The organism is Pseudonocardia sp. N23 (genome assembly GCF_002583555.1).
GTDB lineage: Bacteria > Actinomycetota > Actinomycetes > Mycobacteriales > Pseudonocardiaceae > Pseudonocardia.
Map to the genome: position 1 here is coordinate 1 of NZ_BEGX01000028.1, position 24,495 is coordinate 24,495.

30 protein-coding genes, 1 tRNA gene and 1 pseudogene are annotated in these 24,495 nt (G+C 72.1%); 17 read left to right on the forward strand and 15 right to left on the reverse strand.

The features are described 5' to 3' along the window. From TOK_RS35010 to TOK_RS33905, 3 genes are all read right to left on the reverse strand, one after another. Positions 1 to 535 (reverse strand): WhiB family transcriptional regulator (locus TOK_RS35010; RefSeq protein ID WP_141566318.1); only part of this gene is annotated, 535 nt, incomplete at its 3' end. After that, complete coding sequence (locus TOK_RS08270; RefSeq protein WP_098957216.1) at positions 532 to 768, reverse strand: hypothetical protein; 237 nt, start codon at positions 766 to 768, stop codon at positions 532 to 534. The genes TOK_RS35010 and TOK_RS08270, both read right to left, overlap by 4 nt. Continuing rightward, entirely contained in the window at positions 765 to 1,046 is a 282-nt protein-coding gene (locus TOK_RS33905; protein ID WP_306305130.1) for a helix-turn-helix domain-containing protein, read from the reverse strand. Before TOK_RS33905 ends, TOK_RS08270 begins: the two co-directional genes overlap by 4 nt. A gap of 173 nt (positions 1,047 to 1,219) precedes the next feature. On the opposite strand from TOK_RS33905, the gene TOK_RS08280 reads away from it, so the two are divergent. Beyond that, a complete protein-coding gene (locus TOK_RS08280; RefSeq protein ID WP_253258257.1) occupies positions 1,220 to 2,368 on the forward strand; it encodes a hypothetical protein in 1,149 nt (382 codons plus the stop codon). On the opposite strand, the gene TOK_RS08285 is transcribed toward TOK_RS08280, so the two are convergent. The 5 genes from TOK_RS08285 to TOK_RS32475 all read right to left on the reverse strand — a co-directional run bounded on the left by TOK_RS08285 (position 2,354) and on the right by TOK_RS32475 (position 5,836). Then, complete coding sequence (locus tag TOK_RS08285) at positions 2,354 to 2,962, reverse strand: NUDIX hydrolase (protein ID WP_253258258.1); 609 nt, start codon at positions 2,960 to 2,962, stop codon at positions 2,354 to 2,356. The genes TOK_RS08280 and TOK_RS08285 overlap by 15 nt on opposite strands. A gap of 29 nt (positions 2,963 to 2,991) precedes the next feature. Then, positions 2,992 to 3,483 carry a winged helix-turn-helix domain-containing protein gene (locus tag TOK_RS08290; protein ID WP_172457482.1) on the reverse strand — a complete coding sequence of 164 codons (492 nt, stop codon included), beginning with the start codon at positions 3,481 to 3,483 and terminating at the stop codon, positions 2,992 to 2,994. 35 nt (positions 3,484 to 3,518) lie between these two features. Further along, entirely contained in the window at positions 3,519 to 5,339 is a 1,821-nt protein-coding gene (locus TOK_RS08295; RefSeq protein ID WP_172457483.1) for a tyrosine-type recombinase/integrase, read from the reverse strand. Positions 5,340 to 5,388: 49 nt separating this feature from the next. Further along, a tRNA-Thr gene (locus TOK_RS08300) sits at positions 5,389 to 5,463 on the reverse strand. Between the two features lie 151 nt (positions 5,464 to 5,614). Further along, the gene (locus TOK_RS32475; protein ID WP_216361902.1) at positions 5,615 to 5,836 is read right to left on the reverse strand and encodes a hypothetical protein; all 222 of its coding nucleotides are present in this window, start codon (positions 5,834 to 5,836) and stop codon (positions 5,615 to 5,617) included. Between the two features lie 4 nt (positions 5,837 to 5,840). Between TOK_RS32475 and TOK_RS33275 the strand changes: the two genes are divergently transcribed. From TOK_RS33275 to otsB, 7 genes are all read left to right on the forward strand, one after another. Continuing rightward, positions 5,841 to 5,993: a hypothetical protein gene (locus TOK_RS33275; protein WP_216361903.1), complete on the forward strand. Its 153-nt coding sequence runs from the start codon at positions 5,841 to 5,843 to the stop codon at positions 5,991 to 5,993. Then, the gene (locus TOK_RS08310) at positions 5,990 to 6,181 is read left to right on the forward strand and encodes a hypothetical protein (RefSeq protein ID WP_098957221.1); all 192 of its coding nucleotides are present in this window, start codon (positions 5,990 to 5,992) and stop codon (positions 6,179 to 6,181) included. The genes TOK_RS33275 and TOK_RS08310 overlap by 4 nt, the downstream gene beginning before the upstream one ends. 91 nt (positions 6,182 to 6,272) lie before the next feature. Then, positions 6,273 to 6,416, forward strand: a complete 144-nt coding sequence (locus TOK_RS33910; protein WP_253258259.1) for a hypothetical protein — start codon at positions 6,273 to 6,275, stop codon at positions 6,414 to 6,416. 20 nt (positions 6,417 to 6,436) lie between these two features. Further along, positions 6,437 to 6,895, forward strand: a complete 459-nt coding sequence (locus TOK_RS33915) for an ABC transporter permease (RefSeq protein ID WP_253258260.1) — start codon at positions 6,437 to 6,439, stop codon at positions 6,893 to 6,895. Positions 6,896 to 6,917: 22 nt separating this feature from the next. Further along, positions 6,918 to 8,342, forward strand: a complete 1,425-nt coding sequence (locus TOK_RS08320; RefSeq protein WP_098957222.1) for a threonine/serine exporter ThrE family protein — start codon at positions 6,918 to 6,920, stop codon at positions 8,340 to 8,342. 53 nt (positions 8,343 to 8,395) lie between these two features. Continuing rightward, the gene (locus tag TOK_RS08325) at positions 8,396 to 9,832 is read left to right on the forward strand and encodes a trehalose-6-phosphate synthase (RefSeq protein WP_098957223.1); all 1,437 of its coding nucleotides are present in this window, start codon (positions 8,396 to 8,398) and stop codon (positions 9,830 to 9,832) included. Next, positions 9,825 to 10,580, forward strand: coding sequence for a trehalose-phosphatase (gene otsB, locus TOK_RS08330; protein ID WP_098957224.1), 756 nt, complete (start codon positions 9,825 to 9,827; stop codon positions 10,578 to 10,580). The genes TOK_RS08325 and otsB overlap by 8 nt, the downstream gene beginning before the upstream one ends. Before the next feature lie 3 nt (positions 10,581 to 10,583). Here otsB and TOK_RS08335 read toward each other — a convergent pair whose 3' ends face one another. After that, on the reverse strand, positions 10,584 to 11,681 hold the full coding sequence (locus TOK_RS08335) for a LacI family DNA-binding transcriptional regulator (RefSeq protein WP_098957225.1): 1,098 nt from the start codon (positions 11,679 to 11,681) through the stop codon (positions 10,584 to 10,586). A gap of 166 nt (positions 11,682 to 11,847) precedes the next feature. On the opposite strand from TOK_RS08335, the gene TOK_RS08340 reads away from it, so the two are divergent. Genes TOK_RS08340 through TOK_RS08350 form a run of 3 tightly spaced genes read left to right on the forward strand, consistent with a single transcriptional unit; the run spans position 11,848 to position 14,503 of the window. Continuing rightward, entirely contained in the window at positions 11,848 to 12,783 is a 936-nt protein-coding gene (locus tag TOK_RS08340) for a metal ABC transporter solute-binding protein, Zn/Mn family (protein ID WP_098957226.1), read from the forward strand. A gap of 20 nt (positions 12,784 to 12,803) precedes the next feature. Next, a complete protein-coding gene (locus tag TOK_RS08345) occupies positions 12,804 to 13,652 on the forward strand; it encodes a metal ABC transporter ATP-binding protein (RefSeq protein WP_098957227.1) in 849 nt (282 codons plus the stop codon). A gap of 5 nt (positions 13,653 to 13,657) precedes the next feature. Then, positions 13,658 to 14,503, forward strand: coding sequence for a metal ABC transporter permease (locus TOK_RS08350; protein ID WP_172457484.1), 846 nt, complete (start codon positions 13,658 to 13,660; stop codon positions 14,501 to 14,503). Between the two features lie 70 nt (positions 14,504 to 14,573). Here the strand turns inward: TOK_RS08350 and rlmB are convergent, their stop codons facing one another. Next, positions 14,574 to 15,560, reverse strand: coding sequence for a 23S rRNA (guanosine(2251)-2'-O)-methyltransferase RlmB (rlmB, locus tag TOK_RS08355; RefSeq protein WP_098957229.1), 987 nt, complete (start codon positions 15,558 to 15,560; stop codon positions 14,574 to 14,576). Between the two features lie 23 nt (positions 15,561 to 15,583). Then, positions 15,584 to 16,978, reverse strand: coding sequence for a cysteine--tRNA ligase (gene cysS, locus TOK_RS08360; protein WP_098957230.1), 1,395 nt, complete (start codon positions 16,976 to 16,978; stop codon positions 15,584 to 15,586). Positions 16,979 to 17,073: 95 nt separating this feature from the next. Here cysS and TOK_RS08365 point away from each other — a divergent pair, with 95 nt between their 5' ends. Continuing rightward, complete coding sequence (locus tag TOK_RS08365) at positions 17,074 to 17,502, forward strand: glyoxalase/bleomycin resistance/extradiol dioxygenase family protein (RefSeq protein ID WP_098957231.1); 429 nt, start codon at positions 17,074 to 17,076, stop codon at positions 17,500 to 17,502. A 111-nt stretch (positions 17,503 to 17,613) separates the two neighbouring features. Here the strand turns inward: TOK_RS08365 and ispF are convergent, their stop codons facing one another. Genes ispF through TOK_RS08380 form a run of 3 tightly spaced genes read right to left on the reverse strand, consistent with a single transcriptional unit; the run spans position 17,614 to position 19,414 of the window. Then, positions 17,614 to 18,096: a 2-C-methyl-D-erythritol 2,4-cyclodiphosphate synthase gene (ispF, locus tag TOK_RS08370; protein ID WP_098957232.1), complete on the reverse strand. Its 483-nt coding sequence runs from the start codon at positions 18,094 to 18,096 to the stop codon at positions 17,614 to 17,616. Then, positions 18,093 to 18,875 carry a 2-C-methyl-D-erythritol 4-phosphate cytidylyltransferase gene (locus tag TOK_RS08375; protein WP_098957233.1) on the reverse strand — a complete coding sequence of 261 codons (783 nt, stop codon included), beginning with the start codon at positions 18,873 to 18,875 and terminating at the stop codon, positions 18,093 to 18,095. Before TOK_RS08375 ends, ispF begins: the two co-directional genes overlap by 4 nt. Positions 18,876 to 18,919: 44 nt before the next feature. Continuing rightward, complete coding sequence (locus TOK_RS08380; protein WP_098957234.1) at positions 18,920 to 19,414, reverse strand: CarD family transcriptional regulator; 495 nt, start codon at positions 19,412 to 19,414, stop codon at positions 18,920 to 18,922. Positions 19,415 to 19,744: 330 nt separating this feature from the next. Between TOK_RS08380 and TOK_RS08385 the strand changes: the two genes are divergently transcribed. Both TOK_RS08385 and radA read left to right on the forward strand, forming a co-directional pair. Continuing rightward, on the forward strand, positions 19,745 to 20,347 hold the full coding sequence (locus TOK_RS08385) for a copper chaperone PCu(A)C (RefSeq protein ID WP_098957235.1): 603 nt from the start codon (positions 19,745 to 19,747) through the stop codon (positions 20,345 to 20,347). Beyond that, positions 20,344 to 21,720 (forward strand): DNA repair protein RadA, encoded by a 1,377-nt coding sequence (gene radA, locus TOK_RS08390; RefSeq protein ID WP_098957236.1) that lies wholly within the window; start codon positions 20,344 to 20,346, stop codon positions 21,718 to 21,720. Before TOK_RS08385 ends, radA begins: the two co-directional genes overlap by 4 nt. A 27-nt stretch (positions 21,721 to 21,747) precedes the next feature. Here the strand turns inward: radA and TOK_RS08395 are convergent, their stop codons facing one another. After that, positions 21,748 to 22,590: a hypothetical protein gene (locus TOK_RS08395; protein ID WP_098957237.1), complete on the reverse strand. Its 843-nt coding sequence runs from the start codon at positions 22,588 to 22,590 to the stop codon at positions 21,748 to 21,750. Positions 22,591 to 22,762: 172 nt separating this feature from the next. On the opposite strand from TOK_RS08395, the pseudogene TOK_RS08400 reads away from it, so the two are divergent. The 3 genes and pseudogenes from TOK_RS08400 to TOK_RS08410 all read left to right on the forward strand — a co-directional run. Then, positions 22,763 to 23,068, forward strand: a pseudogene (locus TOK_RS08400) (carbonic anhydrase); the annotation flags it as partial. A gap of 43 nt (positions 23,069 to 23,111) precedes the next feature. After that, positions 23,112 to 23,996, forward strand: a complete 885-nt coding sequence (locus TOK_RS08405) for an A/G-specific adenine glycosylase (protein WP_374754870.1) — start codon at positions 23,112 to 23,114, stop codon at positions 23,994 to 23,996. A 3-nt stretch (positions 23,997 to 23,999) separates the two neighbouring features. Further along, entirely contained in the window at positions 24,000 to 24,485 is a 486-nt protein-coding gene (locus TOK_RS08410) for a hypothetical protein (protein ID WP_098957238.1), read from the forward strand. The last annotated feature ends 10 nt before the right edge of the window (positions 24,486 to 24,495 follow it).

Genomic DNA, 24,495 nt, shown 5'->3' on the forward strand with positions numbered 1-24,495 from the left:
CCGGTGCTGTGTTGCCTGCCAGGGCCTGCCGTGCTGTGGAGATTCGGAGGGGAGATCCGGTAGCCGCCGGACTCCCCTCCCCCACACCCCTTGCGGACGTGGGTGTCTGGGACATGCGGTGGGCATCGGCGCGCCACCGCCGCGCCGTCTCGCGGACGACTCCGAAGCGGCGCATCAACTCCGACGCATCCGTCCCCGCCGCAGCGGCTTGCCGACCTGCGGCGGCGCGTTCGCGCTGCCCGTCCGGCGGCAGCAGACTGGCCCGCACGTCCTGTAGCTCGACACCGCGGCGGCGGCGCAGGCTGGAGCGTTCTGCTGGTGTGGTGCCGCCGGCGATCCCGTCCGGGAGCGCGCGCAGCGCGTAGTCCAGGCATTGGGCGAGGACGGGGCAGCCTGCGCACACCCGCTTCGCCGCGGTGACCTGCCGGTCGAACGCCGTGCCTCGGTCGGTCTCGGGGAAGAACAGGTCTGGGTCGACCTGCACGCACAGCGCATCGGCGTGCCAGTTGCGAACCTCGTGGTGTGCGGCGGTCATCCGACCGCTCCCGAACCCGCAGGCGCCTGGTGCGTCAGGGCGGGAGTGGTCGAGTCGTCGACCGTCGACAGGAACGACGCCACAGCCTCCGGCAACCCCTGACCCGCCGGTGTCGCGACGAACATCACCAGCGCGACCAGCGAGAACACCACTGCGCCCGCCGGCACCCGGCACTTCGCGCAGATCACCGCACCGACGATCGCGAACAGAATCAACACGCCAACGCTGCTCATGCCGTCGTCCCAGCGTCAGCGACCCACGTGCCGGCGTCGACGACCGTTCGCTCGGCCACTGCGGCCTCAACCATCGCATCGACGGCCTTCGCCGGCACGATCAGCCTGCCGCGGATTCGCACCGCCGGGAACTCACCGGCGGCGATCGCCCGGTAGACCGTCATCGTCGACATTCCGAAGATCTCTGCAACCTCGGCAACGCTGTAGAACCGTGGCGCACCCGTCGCTCCTTGGCTCGCCATCTTGAGACCTCGCATCGTCGCTCCGTTTCTATACATGTTGGGTACATGTACTACATAAGGTAGGTACGAGAGGGAGCCCTGTCAACGCCCGCCATCTCGTGCTCCCCAAGGTTGCTGGAGTGCGCGGGGTCGACGACAGATGACGCGGGGTGACGCGAGATGACGCGGAGGGCGGATCAGGGTTGATTCCTGCAGCTCAAGGCGTCATCGTGATCATTAAGGCGAACGGGGGGACGATGCTGAGCCAACTGGCGCAAGCACGTGCCGAACGAGGCTGGAAGAAGGCGCGCCTGCTGCACGAGTTGCGAAACGCTGCCGCACGCCGCGGCGAGACCCTCCCCAAGGACGAGAGCCTGAGCCGCAGAGTCGCGATCTGGGAGAACCAAGGCGGAGCGGTCGGCGACTTCTATCGCGACCTCCTTTGCGAGGTCTACGACCAATCCGCAGCCGAGCTCGGCATCACCGACACCGCGGCGCTCCCATCTCAGCCATCAGCCGAGAACGTCTCAATGGCGGCGATCCCTCAGTTCAGCAGGCTCGACCCTGGACTCGTCGAGCTGCTGCGCGGCCAGACACAGAGCATTCGCCTGCTCGATCGACGCCTCGGCGGACAGTCGATCTTCCAACAGGCGAGAGCACACGTCGACAACGTCGAGCAGCTGGTCAGGTATGCGCTTCCGGGCGACCATCGAGACGCAGCCGCCGGTGAGCTCAGCCAGGCTGCAGCCCTCGCCGGCTGGCAGGCTCTCGACCTCGGGGACTTGGGTGAGGCGTGGAGACTCCACGAGATCGCGACTGCGGCGGCGAGAGAGAGTGGGGACGTCGCCGCGCTCGCATATGCGCGCGCCCAGCAGGCCTACGTACTCCTCGATGGCGACCGACCGGCCGATGCCCACACTCTCATCCTCGCCGCGCGGGAACGCCTCGACGGACCGGCGCCTCGCCATCTCCTCGCCTGGCTGCACGCCGCCGAAGGCGAGGCGCTCGCAGCACTCGGGCTACGCGACGCCGCCCTTCGAGCGCTCGACACTTCCGACGCCGCACTGCCCGACGATGTCGACGACGCGCTGCCGTATCTGATGCTCGACGCCGGCCATCTCACGCGATGGCGCGGCCACTGCCTCGCCCGGCTCGGCGAGACGTCGGCGATCGAGGACCTTGTGACCGCGCTCGACGCCATGGGCGAAGGCAACTACGGGCGCGCCGAGGTCAGCCTGCGCGTCGACCTCGCCCTCGCGCACAGCGCACGCGGGGACCTCACCGAGTCGCAGCGCCATGCTCAGCGCGCGGCCGAGCTCGCCGGCCGGACGGGGTCTGCCCGGCAAAGGCGAAGGATCGCTGAACTACTGACCGCCTGAGTCGCCACGACTGCCGCTGAGGGCGAGGACATACAGCAGCCCCACGAGGGACCCCGAGTTCACGATGCGCCCCTTGGCAATCAGCTCCGGGACGTCCGCCAGGGTGACCCACTCGAAGCGACCCTCGTTGACCTCGGTCGCCTCCCCGATCCGCTCCGCTCCGCGGGCGAGGAACACGTGATGGGCATTGCGGACCATGCCGATCATCGGCTCGAACGTCACGAGATGGTCGACCGACCGAACCCGATAGCCGGTCTCCTCTTCCACCTCGCGCACGGCGGTCTCGGCGGGAGTCTCCTCGGGGTCGAGCAGGCCGCCGGGCAACTCCCAGTTCCACACGTCAGGCACGAACCGGTGCCGCCAGGCGAGGAGCACACGCTCGCCTGCGTCGTCCAGTACGACCGTCATTGCAGCCGCCGGGAGAACGACCGTGTGGTGTTCGAAGCGCTCGCCCGACGGCATGGAGATGTCGGCAAGGCCGACCGTCACCCACTCGTTCTCATAGACCGGTTGCTCGCTGTGCACGATCCACCGCTGCGCCTCGTCTTCCGGCCGTGTCATGTAGGAGACGGTATCCGGCCAGATCGACATCATGGCCGACCCCACCGAACACGACCTGATAGCTACCGCGGCGCCCGAAAGGCACCTGCGCCTTGGCGCACAACAACAACACCCTCGTCGACGAGTCGCTGATAGGCCTTCCTGACAGTGTTCCGCGAGACGCCGTACTCAGCAACGAGGGCAGCCTCGCTAGGGAGCACATCATCTGCTCCGAACTCTCCTCCGTCGATGCGCTGCATCAACGCTGCGGCGATCCGCTCGTACGCAGTCGAGGGAGTCGACGGACCAGCGCCGACGACGCGGCGGCCTTGTCCCGGAAGGACTTCGATCCGCCCCTCGTCGACCAACAGTGCAAGCGCCGCCCGGACCGTCCCACGCGCCACCTGGTGGCGCTCGCAGAGCGCGAGCTCCGAGGGCAGCATCTCGCCCGGTCGCAGCTCATCGCGCTCGATCGACTGGCGCAGCTCGTCGGCGATCTTGCGGTAGGTGCCGCGGGCTGCCACGTCGAGACTGCTCCTGTCGAAGGCGATGACGAGCCCGAAGGCTAACCCCACCACGCCTCACCCGTGGCGCACCTCGGCCGCGTCGGTCATCCCCAACGCAGGATCGCGAGCACGTCGCTGGAGCCGGGTCGGCAAACCTCGAGCTCATAGCCGCCGCTCCCGTCGGTCGTTCCGCCGCCGAAGTCGATCGCGGCGATGCTGGCCGCGTGTGACTCGAAGGAGTCCGGATCCTCGATCGAGGCTCGAACCGTGCGCGGCCGGCTTCTGACGCCTTCGTCGCTGACCAGCGTCACAGACCAGTACGAGCCTCCGACATCCGACCTCGGAGCCGGCGCGATAGGCGCCGCCGGCTCAGCCAGGGCTGCGAGCGCGCGGACGCGAAGCCGCCGCTGCCCGTCGTTCACCAACAGCCCCCAGGACTTGGCCAGCGCGACAGCGCGGCGCGCCGTCGACAGCGAGACGTCGTGAGCGTCTGCGATCTCTTGAGCTGTAGGAGCTACAGCCCCGACCGCCAGCTCGCCGTCCTGGACCTGCTTGGCCAACGCGGCCGTGACGATCTCGTAGGGGTGCGTCGGGTTGGCCCTTGCCCATGCCGCCGTGTCAGCAGCCGTCGGCCGCTGGGGCATCCGCGCCGTCAGGCTGACGGCTGCCCGCTGATCCGCCTCCGACACCCACGCCGCGTAGGTGCGAAGCGTCGTGATCCCGCCGCCGCTGTGCCCGAGGCGACCGGCCACCGTACGAATGTCCACGCCCGCGGCGATGAGCTCCGTTGCGGTGTAGTGCCTCAGCTTGTGCAGGTTCGTGTCGATCCCGAGCCGACTCACTAGGCGGTCGTATCGCTGTCCATAGCTATCCGGGATCAGGAAGGTCGACCCATCCGGCGCACCGGAGAAGACGAAGGAGTCCGGATCGAGAATCAAGCCCAGCGAGGCCGCTCGATCGACACGTCGCTGATAGTGCTCCTGGAGCACCGCGACGGTCTCCTTGTCGAGTGCCATCCGCCGTTGTTGATGGTTCTTCAGTTCGGCTTCGACGAGTCGACCGTGCTCCTTGCGGATCGCGTGCTCCAGCCAGAGCGTCTCTCGCCCGGGCTCCAGGTCCACAGAGGACCAGCGGACCGCACAGATCTCACCCCGTCGCGCGCCGGTCGTCATGGCCACCCAGAGCGTTGCGCCCCAGTCCGCGTCGCGCCACGCCTCGTTGAGGATTCGCGCGGCCTGCGCCGGCGACGGCGGTCGCGGCTTTCCCGCCGGCGCCGCAGGCGGCTCGCCCTGCCCGACCGGGCTAGCTCCGACCCACCGCCAGCGCACGGCCTTCCGGTAGGCGCCAGACAAGATGAAGTGCATATGCCGGACGGTCGACGCCTCGAGCGGACTGCACGTGTGTGGACGACATCGATCGTCGCACTCGTGATCGCGATCAACGCGATGGTCGATCAGCGGCCGACCGTCGCAGTGCTTCCGGCAACGACGCAGGTCCGCATAGAACGAGTCGAGCGTGTCGGCGTCGAGAGCGCCGACCTTGAGGCGGCCGAGCTTGGGCGAGATGTGGTTGCGCACGTATCCGCGGTAGAGGTCCAGAGTGTTGGGCGCGCCGTCGAACTGGTCGAGGTACTTCGTAAGGAGCTGGTCGATCGTCGAGCTCGTGCGCGGATTGCGCCGCTCTGCGACCTCACCGAGCATCCGCAGACGCGCAGCCTCGGCCTTCGCCGCCGCGTCTGGACCTGCCTTGATCGTCTCTCGAAGGTAGTGGCGACGCCCGCTGACCGAGTCGATCCCGGCGTAGACCGACACTCGCAGCGCACCGCTGGGCAGGGACTCGATATTGCCCTTCGCCCGCCCCTGAAGTGCCGAAGATCGTCGCGCCACGGCATGATCGTAGCGCGCTCGCACCACGTTTGATCCCACGAGGACTGCTCGGGGCGGGCCAGCAGCCCAAGGAACTGCTGGTCAGGCGTGGAGCCGGAGGTCGGGATTGAACCGACGACCTACCGCTTACAAGGCGGTTGCTCTACCACTGAGCTACACCGGCAAGTGCTGGAAACCCCCGAATCGTAGTGGCCACCCCGACTCCCCCGCGCGCCGCTACCCCTGCCGCGCGATGACGCGGCGACGCCGTCGAGGAAGCATTCGAGGCCGAAGTCGAAAGTCGTCGGCGACGTCCTCGCCGAAGTCGGTGGCGGTCACGTCGAAGGCTCCGGACTCGACGACGGCGGCGAGCGCGGGACGGCGCGGGGGTCGACGACGCGGGCCAGGACGGCGCCGTAGCGGGCGCCGAAGGCGGCGGGGTCGAGGCCGTTGTCGGCGAGGGCGCCGAGGGCGGCGTCGAACCAGGCGAGGTTGTGCGGGTCGACGGGCGGGCCGGTGCGCGGAAGCGTCGCAGCCCAGAGGTGTGCGCGATACATCGCGGTGACCCCCGCGCCCAGCCCCGACGGCGGGTCGGCACGGATCGCGGGCTTCGACGTCATGACCCAGGCACGCCGGGTGCGGGAGGTCATCGTGCTGACCGGCCAGTACGCGGCTGTCGACGCGCAGCGGACCGGCCGGGAGAACCGGCGATGATCGGCAGGCTGCTGCGCCTGGGCCCGGCGCGGTGCGGCGGCGCGGACCTGCTCGACCGGTTCGATCTTCCCGACGCGGCGGACCGGCGCGTCGTCACGTACTCCGGTGGGATGCGGCGGCGCCTCTACCTGGCGATGGCATGGTCGACCGCAGCGTCCGGCTGGCCAGGCGCAACGTCGACACGATGATCATGTCGGTGGTGCTACCGCTGCTGATGACGGCCTTGTACGTCTACGTGTTCGGCGGGGCGATCGACACCGGCGCGCCTAAGTCACGTACGTGGTGCCGGGCACGATCCTGCTGTGCGCGGGGTACGGCGCCGCGTCGACGGCAATGGCGGTGGCGGTGGCGGTGGCCGACGACACGGACAGCGGCATGATCGACCGGCTGCGGTCGATGCCGTTGCAGGTGTCGGCGACCTGACGGGCCACGTCGCGGCGAGTGTGGCGCGCAACGCGGTCGCGACGACCGTCGTCGTGCCGGCGGCACTCGCGATGGGGTTCCGGCCGACGGCGACGTCGCTCGACTGGCTGCTCGCGGCCGGGCTGGTGCTGCTGTACGTGCTGGCGCTGTCGTGGCCGGCCGCGGGCCTCGGGGCGCTGGCGCGCAGCGTCGAGTCGGCCGGCGCGCTCAGCTTCGTGATGTTGTTCCTGCTCAGTCTGAGCAGCGCGTTCGTTCCGGCGGAGACCATTCCCGCGGTGCTGCGCGCGATCGGCGACCACCAGCCGGTCACGCCGATCATCCGCGGGCTGCTGACGGGGAACGCCGATCGGGTCGGCGGGCTGGATCGGGCCGGTGTGGGCTGTCGGGCGGCTCGTGTCGTCGTTCGTGTTCGCGGTCTCGTGCTACCGCCGACGCACCCGCCGGTGAGCAGGCCCCTACCCTGGCCGACGTGCCCGTGACCGTCGTCCCCCGCCGCTGACCGTGGTCGGCTCGCACGATGGCGCCGCCGACCGGCTCACCCGCAGGTTGCGGGGTGCGCTGCGGCGCGACGCCCGCCGGCTGCTCTCGGCCGGCCCGCCGACCGTGCCGATGCTCGAGGTCGGCCCGAAGGTCCCCGACGACGCTCGCGTGCAGGAGGTCCTCGACCTCTGCATGCGGGTGGGCGAGGTGCTGCTGTCGAGCGGGGAGAGCGTCGACGAGGTCACCGAGACGATGCTGCGGCTGGCCCGGGTGGGTGGGCTGTCGGCGGTCGAGGTGGACATCACGTTCACGTCGGTGACGATGTGCTGCCACCGCGGCAAGGTCGCGGCGCCGGTGACGTCGATGCGGCTCGTGCGCTACCGCTCGCTCGACCTCACCCGGCTGGCCGCGGTGCGGCAGCTGGTCGCCGAGGTGGAGGCGGGGAACGCGGACGTCCGCACGGCGGCGAAGGCGCTGTCGGCGGTGACCTCGGCCCCACACCCCTACCCCCGCTGGGTGGCGACGGCCGGCTGGGCGCTGCTCGCGGGAACGCTCGCGATCCTGCTGGGCGGCGCCCCGGTGACGGCGGCGCTGGCGTTCGTGGTGACGGCGTTGATCGACCGGACGGGCCGGCTGCTCAGCCGCTGGGGGCTGCCGACGTTCTTCCTGCAGGTCGTCGGCGGGCTGTTCGCGACGTTGTCGACGGTGGGGCTGCTCGCGGCCGGGGTGTTCCCGGACGGGGCACGGCCGTCCCTGGTGGTGGCGGCGGGCATCACGGTGCTGCTGTCGGGGTTGTCGGTGGTCAGCACGGTGCAGGACGCCATCACGGGCTACTACGTCACGGCGGCCGGCCGCGGCGTGGAGATCGCGCTGCTGTCGGCCGGGTTGCTGACGGGCGTCGTCATCGGGCTGAAGCTCGGGTTCGAGGTGGGCGTCGCCCTGGAGGTGTCGGGCGACGTGTCGGTGTCGGTCGGCCGGTTCTGGCTGTCGCTGCTGCTCGGCGCGGTGGCGGCGGCGGCGTACGCGCTGGCGGGGTACGCGCCGTTGCGGACGCTGCCACTGGCGGGTGTCGCGGGGGCGGCAGGCTGGGGGATGTACTGGCTGCTCTCGCAGGTCGCGGACACGGGGCCGATCGCCGCTACGGGAATCGCGGCCGTCGTCATCGGGGTGTTCTCCGGTGTCCTGAAGCGGACGACGAAGGTGCCGACGCTCGTCGTCACCCTTGCGGGAATCACCCCGCTGCTGCCCGGTCTGACGGCCTACCGCGGCTTCTACCAGCTTGCGGTGCAAGGGGTTGCCGAAGGCCTGGTGACGGTGACGCTCGCGCTGGCCATCGGGCTGGCGCTGGCGGCAGGGGTGGCGCTGGGCGAGTTCGTCGTGCGGCCCCGCACGAGAGAGCCGGTGCCAGCCGTCACGAACGACGCACCGGACGCCGAGCCCCAGTAATCTCCCGGTACCGGGTCCGCGGCACCCCCCGCCGCGCCCGTCTGGAGGGTGATTTGGCCACCGAGACAGCCGACGGCACCGAGCTTCCGGGCGCAGAGTTCGTCGTCGTCGCGAACCGGCTTCCGGTGGACCTGGAGAAGCTGCCCGACGGGACCACCCGCTGGAAGCGCAGCCCGGGTGGGCTGGTCACGGCACTGGAACCGATGCTGCGCAGCCGCGAGGGCGCATGGGTCGGCTGGCCGGGCCTGGCCGACGCCGAGGTCGAGCCGCTCGTCGAGGACGGCCTGCAGCTGCACCCGGTGATGCTCACCTCGGAGGAGGTCACCGACTACTACGAGGGCTTCTCCAACGGCTGTCTGTGGCCGCTCTACCACGACGTCGTCGCCCCGCCCGCGTTCCACCGGCACTGGTGGCGCGCCTACGTGCGGGTCAACCAGCGCTTCGCCGAGGCCGTCGCCGAAGTGGCCGCGCAGGGCGCGACCATCTGGATCCAGGACTACCAGCTGCAGCTGCTGCCCAAGGCGTTGCGCGAGCTGCGTCCCGACCTGCGGATCGGCTTCTTCCTCCACATCCCGTTCCCGCCCACCGAGCTGTTCCTGCAGCTGCCGTGGCGACGCGAGATCGTCGAGGGGCTCCTCGGCGCCGACCTCGTCGGCTTCCACACCGCGGGCGGCGCCCGCAACTTCCGTTCGCTCGCGACGAGGCTGACCGACGCGAAGCCCGGCCACAACCGGCTCGAGGTCGAGCTGGGCGACCGGCACATCCGCGTCGGCGCGTTCCCGATCTCGATCGACTCCGAGGCCCTGGACAAGACGGCGCGCAGCGAGGCCGTGCAGAAGCGGGCCGCGGAGATCCGCGCCGACCTGGGCGAACCGCGGCGCGTCCTGCTCGGTGTCGACCGCCTCGACTACACCAAGGGCATCGACGTCCGGCTCAAGGCGTTCCACGAGCTGCTGTCGGAGGGCACGCTCGACGCCGAGGACGTCGTCATGATCCAGCTGGCGACGCCGAGCCGCGAGCGGGTCGAGCACTACCAGCAGATGCGCAACGACATCGAGCAGACGGTCGGGCGGATCAACGGCGAGTACTCCCGCGTCGGCCACCCCGCGGTGCACTACCTGCACCAGGCCCTGCCGCGCGACGAGCTGGCCGCCTTCTTCCTCGCGGCCGACGTCATGCTGGTGACGCCGTTGCGCGACGGCATGAACCTCGTCGCCAAGGAGTACGTGGCCTGCCGGTCCGACCTCGGCGGCGCGCTCGTGCTGTCGGAGTTCGCGGGCGCCGCGGTCGAGATGACCCAGGCCTACCTGGTCAACCCGCACGACACCGACGGCATCAAGGCCACCATCGCCGAGGCCGTCAACGCGCCGGAGGCCGAGAACCGCAAACGGATGAAGGCGTTGCGCCGCCAGGTGATGTCGCACGACGTCGACCGCTGGGCGAGGTCGTTCCTCTCCGCGCTGGGGCTGCCGGAACCCACCGATGACTGACGACGCAGCCCTGGCCGCGGCGCTCGCCCGCGTCGCGGGGGTGCCGCGGCTGCTCGTCGCGCTCGACTTCGACGGGGTGCTCGCCCCGATCGTAAACGTGCCGTCCGCGGCCCGGCCGCTACCCGCCTCGGCGGCGGCCCTCACCGGGCTGGCCGCCCTGCCGTCGACGACCGTCGCGCTCGTCTCGGGCCGCGGCCTCGACGACCTGCGCGCGGTGTCGGGGTTCGGGCCGCCGCTGGTGCTGGTCGGCAGCCACGGCGGCGAGTTCTCCGACGCCGCGGACGGCTTCCTCGACGACGAGCAGCGTCGCCGCCGCGCGGACCTGCTCGCCGAGCTCGAGACGCTGATCGACGGCGAGCCCGGGGTGGCGCTGGAGCGCAAGCCCGCCGGCGCGGCGGTGCACGTCCGCAACGCGGCGCCCGACGTCGCCGACCGGGTGCTCGCGGCCGTCCGGACCGGTCCCGCGGTGGCGCCGGGCATCGACGCGATCGAGGGCAAGGCCGTCATCGACCTCGCGGTGGTCGAGGTCAGCAAGGGCAGCGCGATCGATGTGCTGCGCGCCCGTACCGGCGCCGACGCCGTCATCTTCGCGGGCGACGACGTCACCGACGAGACCGGCTTCGCCCGGCTCGGGGACGGAGACGTCGGCATCAAGGTGGGCGAGGGCCCGACGAGGGCGGGGTTCCGGGTGGCCGACCCCGCGGCGGTGTCCGACGTGCTCGGCCTGCTGCGCGACGCACGCGCGTAGCGGCTACCAGCCGGAGAAGAAACGCGACTCGCGTGGTCCCTTGCTGGTGGCGCCGACGACGAGCTCGGTGGGCAGCACGACCTGGCGGGGCCGGTTGCGCTCGCCGCGTTCGAGCAGCAGCTCGCCCGCGACCTGCCCCTTCTCCCGCACCGGCTGCCGGATGGTGGTGAGCCCGGCACGCTCGGCCTCGGGGACGCCGTCGAACCCGGTGATCGTGAGGTCCTCGGGGACGGCGAGACCGCGCGCGGCTGCGTGGCGCAGCGCGCCGAGGGCCAGTATGTCGGAGGTGCAGGCCAGCGCCGTGATGCCGGGGTTCGCCGAGAGGAGCTCGGCGGCGGCGGCCTCGCCGGCGTCGACGGAGTGCACGAAGCGCTCGTGGACGGGTACGTCGGCCCAGTCGACGCCCACCTCGCCGAGCCCTTCTCGCAGGCCGCCGAGCCGGGCGCGCTGCACGGGGTAGGTGGTCTGCATCTGGCGGGCGAGGTCGGCGCTGCCGTCGTGGGCGTCCGGTCCCAGGCGCATGCAGAGCACCCCGATGCGGCGGTGCCCCAGCCCGGTGAGGTGCCGGGCCATGCCGAGCATGGCGGCGCGGTCGTCGATGCCGACGCGGTCGACGCCGTCGATCCCGATGGGCTGGTCGCACACGACGGTCGGCACCGGGCGTTCGAGGACGGCGAGGAAGTGCGGGTCGTCCTCGCGCACGGAGTAGACGACGAACCCGTCGACGCCCGCCTGGTGCACCGTGGTGACGTCGGGCTGCGACGGGCTGACGGGGATGAGCAGCAGCCCCTGGCCGGCCTGCTCGCACGCGAGGGCGAGGCCTTCGAGGAAGCCGGTGGCCACCGGGTCGCGGAACGCGTAGGAGAGGGCCTCGGTGAGCAGGAGCCCGACGGCACCCGCGCGGCGGGTGCGCAGCGAGCGGGCAACGGGGTCGGGCCCGGGGTAGCCCAGCCGGCGGGCGGCCTCCAGGACGCGGGTCCGCAGCGTCGCCGAGAGCTGGTCCGGCCGGTTGTAGGCGTTGGACACCGTGGTCCTGGACACCCCCAGCTCGGCGGCGAGGGATGCCAGCGTGGCAGGCCTGCGCGCGTTGGGCTGGGACATTCTCCGAACCTAACCAGGCGCGTGGCACAACAACAGCCCGGGGGCCGTGGGCGTCATCGCATTCGGGTCCGGACGATCCTTGCCGCCCCGGGGAGCTCCCACTGTAGAGTGAATTGACAACGGTTTTCAATACAGATATGCGCACTCGTTGATACGGAGCCCCGACATGACTCTGCGCCGCGTCGCCACCACCCTCGGTGGCGCACTCCTCGCCGCGGCCGTGCTCGCCGCCTGCGGCAGCAGCAGCACCACCCCTGCCGCCCCGGCGACGACCACCGATGCCGGTGGCAAGGTCGCCGTCGTCGCGTCCACCGACGTCTACGGCGCCGTCGTGCGCGCGATCGGTGGCGACCGGGTCGACGTCACCTCGATCATCGACGACCCCGCCAAGGACCCCCACGAGTACGAGACCACCCCCGCCGACGCGCTCGCGGTGGGCAAGGCCGCGATCGTCGTCGTCAACGGCGGGCACTACGACGACTTCGCCACCAAGCTCGTCGACGCCGCCGGGACCACCCCGCAGACCATCGACGTCACGGTGCTCTCCGGCCTCGAGGCGCAGGTGCCCGCGGGCGAGGAGTTCAACGAGCACGTCTGGTACGACCTGCCGACGATGAAGAAGCTCGCGACCACCCTGGCCACCGACCTCGGCAAGGTCGACGCGGCCGGCGCCGCGGCCTACACCGCCAACGCCGCCGCCTTCTCGACGAAGCTCGACGGTCTCATCGCGAAGCTCGACGCGATCAAGGCCGCGCACGGCGGGGCCGCCGCCGCGATCACCGAGCCCGTCCCGCTCTACATGATCGACGCCGCCGGGCTGCAGAACGTCACCCCCGAGGCGTTCTCCGAGGCCGTCGAGGAGGGCAACGACCCGCCCGCCGCCGTCCTGCAGCAGACCCTGTCGGTGTTCGGCGGCGGCGTCGCGAAGGTCCTCGTCGCCAACGCCCAGACCGAGAGCCCGGCCACCCAGCAGGTCGAACAGGCCGCCACCGCGGCGGGTGTGCCCGTCGTCGAGGTGACCGAGACGCTGCCCGCGGGCGTGACCGACTACGTTTCGTGGCAGTCCCAGCAGATCGACGCGCTCACCACGGCGCTCGGATGACCCTTCTCCGGGAAGGTGCGATGACCGGCCTGCACACCGCCGACCGCCGCGAGCCCGCGGCCGTCGAGCTGCGGGGTGCCACCGTCCGGTTCGGCACTCGCACTCTCTGGGAGGGGCTCGACCTCGAGATCCCCGGTGGGGAGTTCGTCGCCGTCCTGGGCCCCAACGGATCCGGGAAGACCACGCTGCTGCGCGTCCTGCTCGGGCTGCAGCCGGTGACGGCCGGCGAGGTGCTGGTCGACGGGCGGCCCGTACGCCGCGGCGGCGAGGGCATCGGCTACATCCCGCAGCAGAAGGCCCTCGCCGAGGACGTCCCGCTGCGGGCGAGCGACCTCGTCGGTCTCGGCCTGGACGGCCACCACTTCGGCCTCGGCCTGCGCGGGCGCCGCGAGCGGTCCCGCCGGGTCGATGCCGCGCTGGCCGCGGTCGGTGCCACCGGGTACGCGGGCTCGCCCGTGGGCAGGCTCTCCGGCGGCGAGCAGCAGCGGCTGCGGGTGGCGCAGGCACTCGTCGGCGATCCGCGGGTGCTGCTGTGCGACGAGCCACTCCTCTCCCTCGACCTGGCGCACCAGCGCACCGTCAGCCACCTCATCGACGAGCGGCGCCGTACCGCGGGAACAGCTGTGCTGTTCGTGACCCACGAGATCAACCCGATCCTGCCGCTCGTCGACCGGGTGCTCTACCTGGTCGACGGCCGGTTCCGGTTCGGCACCCCCGACGAGGTGATGACGTCGGAGACGCTGTCCGAGCTGTACCGGACCGAGGTCGAGGTGCTGCGGGTCCGGGAGCGGCTCGTCGTCGTCGGCGTGGACGACTGCAGCCACCACCACGACGCCGTCGTCCCGGCGGGCGGAGCGGCCACACCGTGAACGACGTGCTCGACAAGCTCTTCACCTTCGACGGGACCGCCGAACTGCTGGCGCAGCCGTTCGTGCGCAACGCACTGCTCGCCGCGGCGCTGCTCGGGCTCGTCGCGGGCGTGCTCGCACCGCTGATCGTGGCACGCGGCATGGGCTTCGCCGTGCACGGCACCTCGGAGCTGGCGTTCACCGGCGGCGCCGCGGCGCTGCTGCTCGGGGTCAGCGTGAGCATCGGGGCCGTCGCCGGCTCGGTCGTGGCGGGACTGGTGTTCGGGCTGCTGGGGCTGCGCCAACGCGAACGCGACTCCGTGATCGGTGTCGTCCTCGCGTTCGGGCTGGGCCTCGGCGTGCTGCTGCTGGCCCTCTACCCGGGGCGGGCGTCCAACAAGTTCGGCCTGCTCACGGGCTCGATCGTGTCCGTCGACTCCACGAACCTGTGGGTTCTCGTCGTCGTGACGGCGTTGGTGCTGATGACGATGGCCGTCGTCTACCGGCCGCTGCTGTTCGCCAGCACCGACCCCGACGTCGCCGTCGCCCGTGGCGTGCCGGTCCGGCTGCTGTCACCACTGTTCGCGGTGCTCATCGCGCTCGTCACCGCACTCGCCGTCCCGATCGTCGGCGCGATCCTCGTCCTGTCGGTGACGATCATTCCCGGTGCCGCCGCGGCCCGCGTCACCGCGAGCCCCCTGGTGGCGACGATCCTCGCCGTCGTCATCGCCGAGGTCGCGCTCGTCGGCGGCACGATCCTGTCGCTCGCACCCGGCCTGCCCATCTCGGGCTACGTCGCGACGATCGCGTTCCTCGGCTACATCACCTGCCGGCTCGTCGGCCGGGCCCGCGGCCAGGTCCGCACCGGCTGACGCGACAAGGACCGGCGGCCGGGCGCACGACCTCATCCACACCCTGCGGGCGCTGGTCTCCCGGCGCGGCTCAGCCGATGCGGCGGCGGCGTGCGACCTCGGCCAGCACGACACCCGCGGCGACCGACGCGTTGAGCGACTCGACGTCACGGGCCAGTGGGATCGAGACCGTCACGTCGCAGGTCTCGCGGACCAGCCGCGACAGACCCTTGCCCTCCGAGCCCACGACCAGCACGAGCGGATCGGTGGCGAGGTCGAAGTCGTCGATCGAGACGTCGCCGTCGGCCGCGAGGCCCGCGATCATCATCCCGGTGCCGGCGTACTCCTGCAGCGTGCGAGTCAGGTTGGTCGCCCGCGCCACTCGCAGCCGCGCCGCCGTGCCCGCCGACGTCCGCCACGCCACCGCCGTCATCCCCGCGGCCCGCCGCTGCGGGACGACGACACCGTGCCCGCCGAACGCACTGGCCGAGCGCACGATCGCACCGAGGTTGCGCGGGTCGGTGACGCCGTCGAGCGCCGTGATCAGCGCGGGGGCGCCCGAGTCGGCCGCGAGCTCGAGCAGCTCGTCGGGGTGCGAGTACTCGTACGGCGGCACGACCAGGGCGACGCCCTGGTGCAGCGCCCCGCCCGCCATGCGGTCGAGATCGTTGCGCGGGACCTCCAGGATCGAGATCCCCGCATCGGCCGCCAGGTGCACGGCCTCCTTGATCCGCTCGTCCGTCGTCGCGCCCACGGCGACGTGCAGCGCCGTCGCCGGGACACCTGCCCGCAGGCACTCGACGACCGGGTTGCGCCCCAGCACCGTCTCCGGGGTCTCGCCGTCGCCCGCGCGCCTGCTGCGGTTGCCGCCGCCGCCCTGCCGGCCCGCGACCTTGGCCTGCGCCTTCGCGTCGCGCGCCGCCTTGCGCGCCGCCGGATGCCCGGGACGTGCCGACGCCGGCGGCGTCGGACCCTTGCCCGTCAGGCCGCGACGACGCTGGCCGCCGGACCCCACGACAGCACCCTTCTTGGTGCCGTCCTTACGGGTCGCGCCGCGTCGCCTCGAGTTGCCCGCCATCTACCTGCTACCTCGCTGAACTGTCACTGAAGATCCTTGAGCGACCAGGTCGGCCCGTCGGGGCCGTCCTCGACCGCGATACCCGCGCCGGTCAACCGGTCGCGTACCTCGTCGGCGGCGGCGAAGTCCCGCGCCGCGCGGGCCTCCTGCCGCTTCACCAGCAGATCGTCGACCAGGGCGCCCAGCGCCGTGATCGCCGCGGTGTCCGACCCACCGGCCGCCCACCGCTCGTCGAGCGGATCGAGCCCGAGGACGCCGGTCATCGCGCGCACCGACTCCGCGGCCGCACGGGCCGCATCGCGGTCCCCCGCGTCGAGCGCCGTGTTGCCCTCGCGCACCGTGTTGTGCAGGACCGCCATCGCGCCGGGCGTGCCGAGGTCGTCGTCGAGGGCGGCCGCGAAGTCGGCCGGCACCTCCGACGCGACACCCGGCGTGCCGATGCGCTCGGCGACCCGGCCCACGAACGACTCGATCCGCCGGTACGCCGACACCGACTCGGCCAGCGCCGCGTCCGAGTACTCGATCGACGACCGGTAGTGCGGTCCGACCAGGTAGTAGCGCAGCTCGACGCCGCGGACCCGCTCCAGCATCGCCGGGATCGACAGCGTGTTGCCCAACGACTTGGACATCTTCTCGCCGCCCATGGTCACCCAGGCGTTGTGCAGCCAGTAACGGGCGAACCCGTCGCCCGCCGCGCGCGACTGCGCCTGCTCGTTCTCGTGATGCGGGAAGACGAGGTCGAGACCACCGCCGTGGATGTCGAACTCGGCGCCGAGGTAGGCCGTGGCCATTGCCGAGCACTCCAGGTGCCAGCCCGGACGCCCTGCGCCCCAAGGGGTCGGCCACGACGGCTCGCCCGGCTTGACACCCTTCCAGAGCGTGAAGTCGAGAGGGTCGCGCTTCGCGCCGCAGTCGCCCTCACCCTGGGCGACGTCGTCGACGCGTTGCCCCGACAGTGCCCCGTACTCCGGGAACGACCGCACCGAGAAGTAGACGTCGCCGCCCGCGGCGTAGGCGTGCCCGCCCGCGATCAGCCGCTCGATCAGCTCGACCATCTGCGTGACGTGGCCCGTGGCCCGCGGCTCGACCGACGCGGGCAGGCAGCCCAGCGCGTCGTACGCCGTGGAGAAGGCGCGCTCGTGCGTCGCCGCCCACTCCCACCACGGACGGCCGGCGTCGGCGGCCTTGCGGAGGATCTTGTCGTCGATGTCGGTCACGTTGCGCACCAACAGGACGTCGTGGCCCGTGTGGGTCAGCCAGCGGCGCAGGACGTCGTAGTTGAGGCTGCTGCGGACGTGGCCGATGTGCGGCACGCCCTGGACCGTCGCCCCACAGACATACATCGACACGGTCCCGGCCCGCAGCGGAACGAAGTCACGCTGCTCCCTGGTCGCGGTGTCGTGCAGTCGCAGGCTCACCCCACACAGACTACGGGTGACCAGGTCGGCATCCGTCGTCGGCCCGGGTCCCATTCGTCCAAGACGGCACCCCCTCCACGCGGCACGCTGGGTGCATGGCCGAGATCTTCCAGCTGACCCCGAAGCTCGTCGTCCCCGACGGCGCCGCCGCCCTCGCCTTCTACACCGAGGCGCTCGGCGCGGCAGTCGAGGAGAGCTACACCGTCGACGGGCGCATCGTGCACGCCTCGCTGACCGTCGGAGCCCTGCGGTTCGAGCTCAAGGACGCGGGCGACGGCGACCCCGCACCGACGCCGGGGCAACACCCACCGGTGCTGATGTCGTTGGGCGTCACCGACGCCGACGCCGTGACCGACCGGCTGCTCGCCGCGGGCGCGACCGTCGTGTACCCGGTGTCCGACCACGACTACGGCTCCCGCGGCGGCCGGGTCGTCGACCCTTTCGGGCACCACTGGATGGTGTCGGCGCCGGCCGGGACGCTCACCCCCGACGAGGTCCAGGCACGACTGGATGCGCTGCCCTGACGCGCCGTGCCGTTGCGCCCCGAGCGCTACGGCTTCCGCCGAGTTCGACAACAGACCCGCCGATCATGCTCGACAGCGGTCCTACGTCGAACTCGGCGGGGATGGAGCAGGTCAGGGCGCCGGGACGATCAACGCCGTCGCGATCGCCGCGATGCCCTCGCCGCGGCCGGTGAGCCCCAGGCCGTCGGTCGTCGTACCCGACACCGCGACCGGGGCCCCGACGACGCCGGACAGCACCCGCTCCGCCTCGGCCCGCCGGGTCCCGATCTTCGGCGCGTTCCCGATCACCTGGACCGCCGCGTTGCCGACGACCCAGCCGTCGCGCTCCAGCAGCCTGCGCACCTCGGCGAGCAGCTGGACACCACCCGCCCCCGCCCACTCCGGGCGGCCGGTGCCGAACACCGCTCCGAGGTCGCCCAGGCCGGCAGCCGAGAGCAGCGCGTCGCACAGCGCGTGGGAGGCGACGTCGCCGTCGGAGTGCCCGGCACAACCGTCGACACCTTCCCACCACAGGCCCGCCATCCAGCACTGACGGCCCGCATCGACGGGATGGACGTCGGTCCCGACGCCGACCCGGGGGATCGCAGCGATCATCGCGCGACCGTACCCGCCGCCTCCCCCGTCACCAGGAACTCCGCCAGACGGTGGTCCCAGGGTGTCGTCACCTTCAGGGCCGCGGGATCCCCCGGGACGGTGTGGACGGTCTCGCCGAGCGCCTCGACGAGGCCGGCGTCGTCGGTCGCGGCCGCCCCCGCCGCCGCCGCTGTGCGGTGCGCGCGCAGCAACAGCTCCGGCGCGAACCCCTGCGGCGTCTGGACAGCACGCAACACCGAGCGGTCGACCGTGCCCACGACGTCGCCGTCCGCGTCGACACGCTTGACGGTGTCGGCGACGGGCAGGACGGGGATCACGGCGCGATGGCCCGCCCGAACCGCGGCGACGACGGCCGCGACCAGGGCGGGAGGCGTCAGCGGGCGGGCGGCGTCGTGCACGAGCACGACCTCGACACCCTCGCCCGGGACCGTCGACGAGGACCCGTCACCAACGGGTGGCCCCGGTCGTTCATCCCCAGTGTGGACGTCGTTCGGATCTCCGACGCCGTGCAGTGCGCCGAGTGCGCGCAGCACGGACTGCGTCCTGTCGGCTCCGCCCGGGAGCACGGTGACAGGACGTCCGTCGAGAAGCGCGACCGCACGGTCGACCAGCTCGGCCGGGGCGGCCACCACGACGTGATCGACCACACCGGACTCGAGCAGCCCGTCGACCGCACGGACCAGCATCGGCACACCGCCGACCGGCACGAACGCCTTCGGCTCGCCGGCACCAAGTCGTTGACCAGAGCCCGCAGCGGGGACCACCGCGACGACGCTCACGACGTGTGCCGGGAAGTATGGGACGTTCGAACCGGACGTACGGGTCAGGCCGGAGCGGCCGTCGCCAGCACCTCGTCGAGCAGGACCTCGGCCCGCTCCTCATCGGTGCCCTCGGCGAGCGCGAGCTCGCTCACGAGGATCTGGCGGGCCTTGGCCAGCATTCGCTTCTCACCCGCGGACAGGCCGCGGTCCTTCTCACGACGCCACAGATCACGCACCACCTCGGCCACCTTGTTCACATCGCCTGAGGCGAGCTTCTCGAGGTTGGCCTTGTACCGCCGCGACCAGTTGGTCGGCTCCTCGGTGTGCGGCGCACGAAGCACCTCGAACACCTTGTCGAGGCCTTCCTGGCCCACGACATCGCGGACGCCGACGACCTCGGCGTTCTCCGCGGGAACACGCACCGTGAGATCACCCTGGGCAACCTTGAGGACGAGGTACTTGCGCTCCTCGCCCTTGATCGTCCGGGTCTCGATGGCCTCGATGAGAGCGGCACCGTGGTGCGGGTAGACGACGGTCTCTCCGACCTTGAAAACCATGTGTCCTCTGCCCCTTTCGCTGAACCCAGGTTAACACGGTCGGACTCCTCCTCGCCCGGCGGGATGCACCGTCGTCGCAGGTCACAAGCTTGACATCACGCAACAAACGTGCCTCGACCGCTTCGTGACGACGTCTGCGCCTGGTGTGACCACCGCCCCTGACGCCGCCTCCGGGCGCGGTGCGGGGGCCCCGACGGGACAGTGACGGGAGAGTCCCGGACGTGTGACCGGAGGCGCGTTGCCAGGCCCCACACCCGCGCGACTACGATTCCGGCTGGTCACCCCGGACCCCGGGGAAGGCCCCACCGCCACGAAAGGACCTGGAGACCCGTGAGCCGCAGCGAGCGCATCCGTCCCATGCGCGCAGCCCTGGTCACCGGCGCCCTGATCGGCGCGCTCGCCCTCGCCGGGTGCGGTGCGGGCAAGATCTCGCAGACCGCCGACCAGCAGGCCGCCGTCTCCGGGGCCAACCTGACGACCCAGCACATCGAGATCCGCAACGCCGAGATCGAGTTCCCCGTCGGCGGCTCGCAGCGTCTCGCCGCCTACACCGCGGGAGCGTCGGCGCCGGTCACGATGTCGATCGCCAACGACGACGACCTCCCGGACCGCCTGGTCTCGGCGAGCAGCCCGATCGCCGGCACCGTCCGCATCACCGGCGACACCCAGATCGCCCCGCACGGCGCGCTCAGCGCGAGCACCACCCCCGGTGGCGTCGTCGGCAACCTCGGCTCGCCGATCGAGATCACCCTCGAGGGCCTGCGCCAGGACATCGGCCCCGGCCTCGGCTACCCGCTCACGCTGGTGTTCGAGCGGGCCGGCTCCGTGACCGTCGAGCTGCCGATGGGCAACGCCGACAACCTCGTGCCCGGTGAGAGCGGCTCCGCCGGCTCCGGCGGGACGGGTGGCTCCGGCGGGAGCGGCGGGCACTGACCGGCCGCTCGCGCGCCGCACGAACGGGTTTCCTCTGCTCGGAGTGCGGCCACCAGGTCGCGCAGTGGGTGGGCCGCTGCCCGGCCTGTCAGGCGTGGGGAACCCTTGCGCAGCAGTCGGTCCCGACCGGCCGGACCCACCGTGTCGCGGCCGGGGCACCGTCGGCACCGGCCCGCCGGATCGCCGACGTCGAGCTCGACACCGCCCGGGCCCGCCCGACGGGTGTCGACGAGCTCGACCGCGTCCTCGGCGGCGGGCTCGTCCCGGGCGCGGTGGTGCTGCTGGCCGGGGAGCCCGGCGTCGGCAAGTCGACGCTGCTGCTCGAGGTCGCCGCAAAGGCTGCCCGGACGGGCCGCGTCCTCTACGTCACCGGTGAGGAGTCGGCAGGCCAGGTGCGGCTGCGCGCGGAGCGCACCGGCGGCGTGCACGACGAGCTCTACCTCGCCGCCGAGTCCGACCTCGGCGCGATCCTCGGACACCTCGACGCGCTGAAGCCCGGACTGCTGATCGTCGACTCGATCCAGACGATGTCCACATCGGACGTCGACGGCAACGCAGGCGGCGTCACCCAGGTCCGGGCCGTCACCGTCGGGCTCACCGCAACCGCCAAGGAACGCGGCCTGCCCGTGATCCTCGTCGGGCACGTCACCAAGGACGGCTCGATCGCCGGGCCCCGCGTGCTCGAACACCTCGTCGACGTCGTGCTCTCGTTCGAGGGCGACAAGCAGTCGACGCTGCGCATGGTCCGCGGCGTGAAGAACCGCTTCGGCCCCGCCGACGAGGTCGGCTGCTTCGAGCTGCGCGACGAGGGCATCGTCGGGCTCGCCGACCCCTCGGGGCTGTTCCTCGCCCGCTTCGGCGCCACCAGCGACTCCGTCGTCCCCGGCACCGCGGTCACGGTCGTCATGGACGGCCGCAGACCCATGCTGGCCGAGGTGCAGGCGCTCGTCGCCGGGTCCAACATCCCCAGCCCCCGACGAGCCGTCTCCGGGCTCGACAGCGCCCGGGTCTCGATGCTGCTGGCCGTGCTGGAACGCCGGGTGGGCGTCAAGCTGCACGACTCCGAGGTCTACACCGCCACCGTCGGCGGCATGAAGATCCTCGAACCGGCTGCCGACCTCGCGCTGGCGCTGGCCGTCGTCTCCGCGAAGCGCGACCTCGCGCTGCCGCCCGACATGGTGCTGATCGGGGAGATCGGGCTCGCGGGCGAGGTGCGCCGGGTCAGCGGTGTCCGGCGCCGCCTCGCCGAGGCCGCCAGGCTCGGCTTCACCCAGGCGCTCGTGCCGCCCGACAGTGACGCGAAGTCCGTCGGCATGAAGGTCCAGGAGGTCGCCGACCTCGGCCAGGTCGTGCGCAGGCTGCGCCGCGACTGACCGTCCGCAGGCCTCGGGATCGGGGACTCAGGGCGTCAGCAGGAACGGCGTCGGCGGGCTGATGAGGTCGTCGATGCGCGTCAGCAGCCGGTAGGCGCCGGCCGGGACGACCGTGCGCGCCGTGGCGCAGCCGGGCGTCGAGGTGCGGCCCTGCCACGTCACCGAGAACGACACCGGCTGGCCCGGCACCAGCGTGCGCAGGTCCGGCTTGGACGGGTTCATGCAGTCGTTGCTCGACCACAGCCGGTTCACGCCGTCACCACTCCAGACGACGATCTCCAGCCGGCTCCCGTCGAGGTCACGCACGCACGGCTGACCACTCGTGTTGGTGACGACGACCCCCACCACCGGGCGGTCGCCCACCTTGTGGTCGGACCGGTCGATCGTGGCGCCGACGCTGAGCATCTCGTTGGTGCACGGGACCGGGCCGGTCGGCGGGACCGTCGCGGGCGGCGGCGCATCGACCGCGGCCGGGTCCGGGGTCCCCTCGACGCGGACCTCGTCGGTGGCCGGTGCGGTCGTCGGCGCGCCCACGGACGGCACCACCTGGGTGCCCGGGCCCGTCGTGACACCGGGGAGGCCGGGCCCGAGGGGGGCCGACGGGTCGAGCGGGACCGACGGGACACCGAACGCCGTCGGATCGCCGGGCGTCGACGATGCCGCCACCGTCGACGGCACCGCCTCGGTGGACAGCGCGGCCTGGTTGGCGGCGAGCGTCGTCGGCTCGTCGCTCGTCGCCTCCGACTTCCCGTGCACCACGGCGGCGATGGTCAGACCCAGCAACGCGAAGAGGACCACGACAGATGCGAGAGCCACCCAGCGACGACGCCAGTAGACGGTCGCGGGCAGCGGTCCGGACGGCTCCCACATGTGACGGAGAGTAGATCGATGATTACCATTCGCTGCCGACGTCGGCCCGGCGTGGCGCGGCGCCACCCTCCAAGACCACTCGGGCGAATGACGCAGTTGCACACGCAGCCGCGTCACGCTTGACTCACGCGTGATGCGCATGCGGCTCCAGTCCTTCTGACCGAGCCCCCGCGTCGTGAACTTCGACGAGATCCGGTCCCCCGCGGTCAGCCAGCGGCTGCTCGGCACCAGCGAGATCACCCTGATCCACCACACCGACTGCGGCATGCCCACCTTCACCGACGACGACTTCGAGAGGTCGATCCAGGAGGAGACCGGCCTCAAGCCGGCATGGTCCGCCGAGGCATTGGGCGTCCTCGACGAGGACGTCCGCCAGTCGGTCGCCCGCATCACCGCGAGCCCGTTCGTCCGCCGCAAGGACCCGGTGCGCAGCTTCGTGTTCGACGTCGCGACCGGGAAGCTCGACGAGGTCGCCTGACCCGTAGGACGCCGCCTCCGGCGGACGGTGGCACGATGCGCTCGTGCCGCTGTCCGCCGCATCCCCGCTGTCCCCGGTGCTGCTCCCCTGGTACGCCGCGACGGCGCGGGACCTGCCGTGGCGCCGCCCCGGGACCACGTCGTGGGGCGTCATGGTCAGCGAGTTCATGCTGCAGCAGACGCCCGTCGCACGCGTCGAGCCGGTGTGGCTGCGCTGGATGTCCGACTGGCCCGTCCCGTCGGCGCTGGCCGCCGCGCCCCGCGCGGACGTGTTGCGCGCCTGGGGAAAGCTCGGCTACCCGCGTCGGGCGCTGCGCCTCCACGAGGCCGCCCGGGTCATCGCGGGCCAGCACGGCGACGTCGTCCCGTCGGATGTGGATGCTCTGGAGGCGTTGCCCGGCGTCGGCTCCTACACGGCGCGGGCCGTGGCCGCGTTCGGCTACGGGCGGCGCTGCCCCGTCGTCGACACCAATGTCCGGCGGGTCGTGGCCCGGGCCGTCCACGGCTCGGGCGACGCCGGGCCCGCACGGGTCAAGGCGGACATGGCCGACGTCGAGGCACTGCTGCCCCCGGGCGAGGCCGAGGCCGCGACGTTCTCGATCGCGATGATGGAGCTCGGTGCCGTCGTCTGCACGGCCCGCACCCCGCACTGCGCGGTCTGCCCGATCCGCGACCGCTGCGCCTGGCTCGCCGCCGGCGCCCCCGCCTACGACGGCCCGCGCCGCGCCCCGCAGGCCTTCGCCGGCACCGACCGGCAGGTCCGCGGGCGGCTCCTCGACGTCCTGCGCGGCGCCGTCGAACCCGTCGACCGGGCCGCGCTCGACCGCGTCTGGGACGACCCCGGCCAGCGCGACCGCTGCCTCGACTCGCTGCTCGTCGACGGGCTCGCCGAGCAGCTCGACGACGGCCGATTCGCCCTGCCGGCCTGACCCGTGCAGACCGTCCGGTTCCGGCTCGCCGACGATGCCGCCGACGAACTGACCGGTCTGCGGGCACTGCTCGTCATCGCCGGGCTGCCGGTGCCGATGGGCCGGCCCGCGGTCACCGTCGCCGCGGCGACGACCATCCCCGCAGGCACCCGCGCCGCGCTCGCCACCGCGGTGCGCGTGCTCGCCCTGCCGACGCTGTGGCTGACGAACCTCGCCGCCGTCGCGGGCCGCGACGACGAGCTGGTGCTGGCCGCCGTCGTCGACACCGAGCTGCTCGCGGTCCACGACGCGGTGCACGAAGTGCTGGCGGGCAAGGTCCGCGGGCCGGTCGCCACCCACCTGCCCGGGTCCTGGGTACCGCACTGCCGGCTGGCGACGCGCGACCCCGCCGCGGCGTTCGCGACCCTGCACCCCCTGCGCCCCGTCCGCGCCGCGGTCACGGGGCTGGAGCTGGCCGACACCCGCACCGGCGAGGCCACCCCACTCTGAGGGGCCCGAA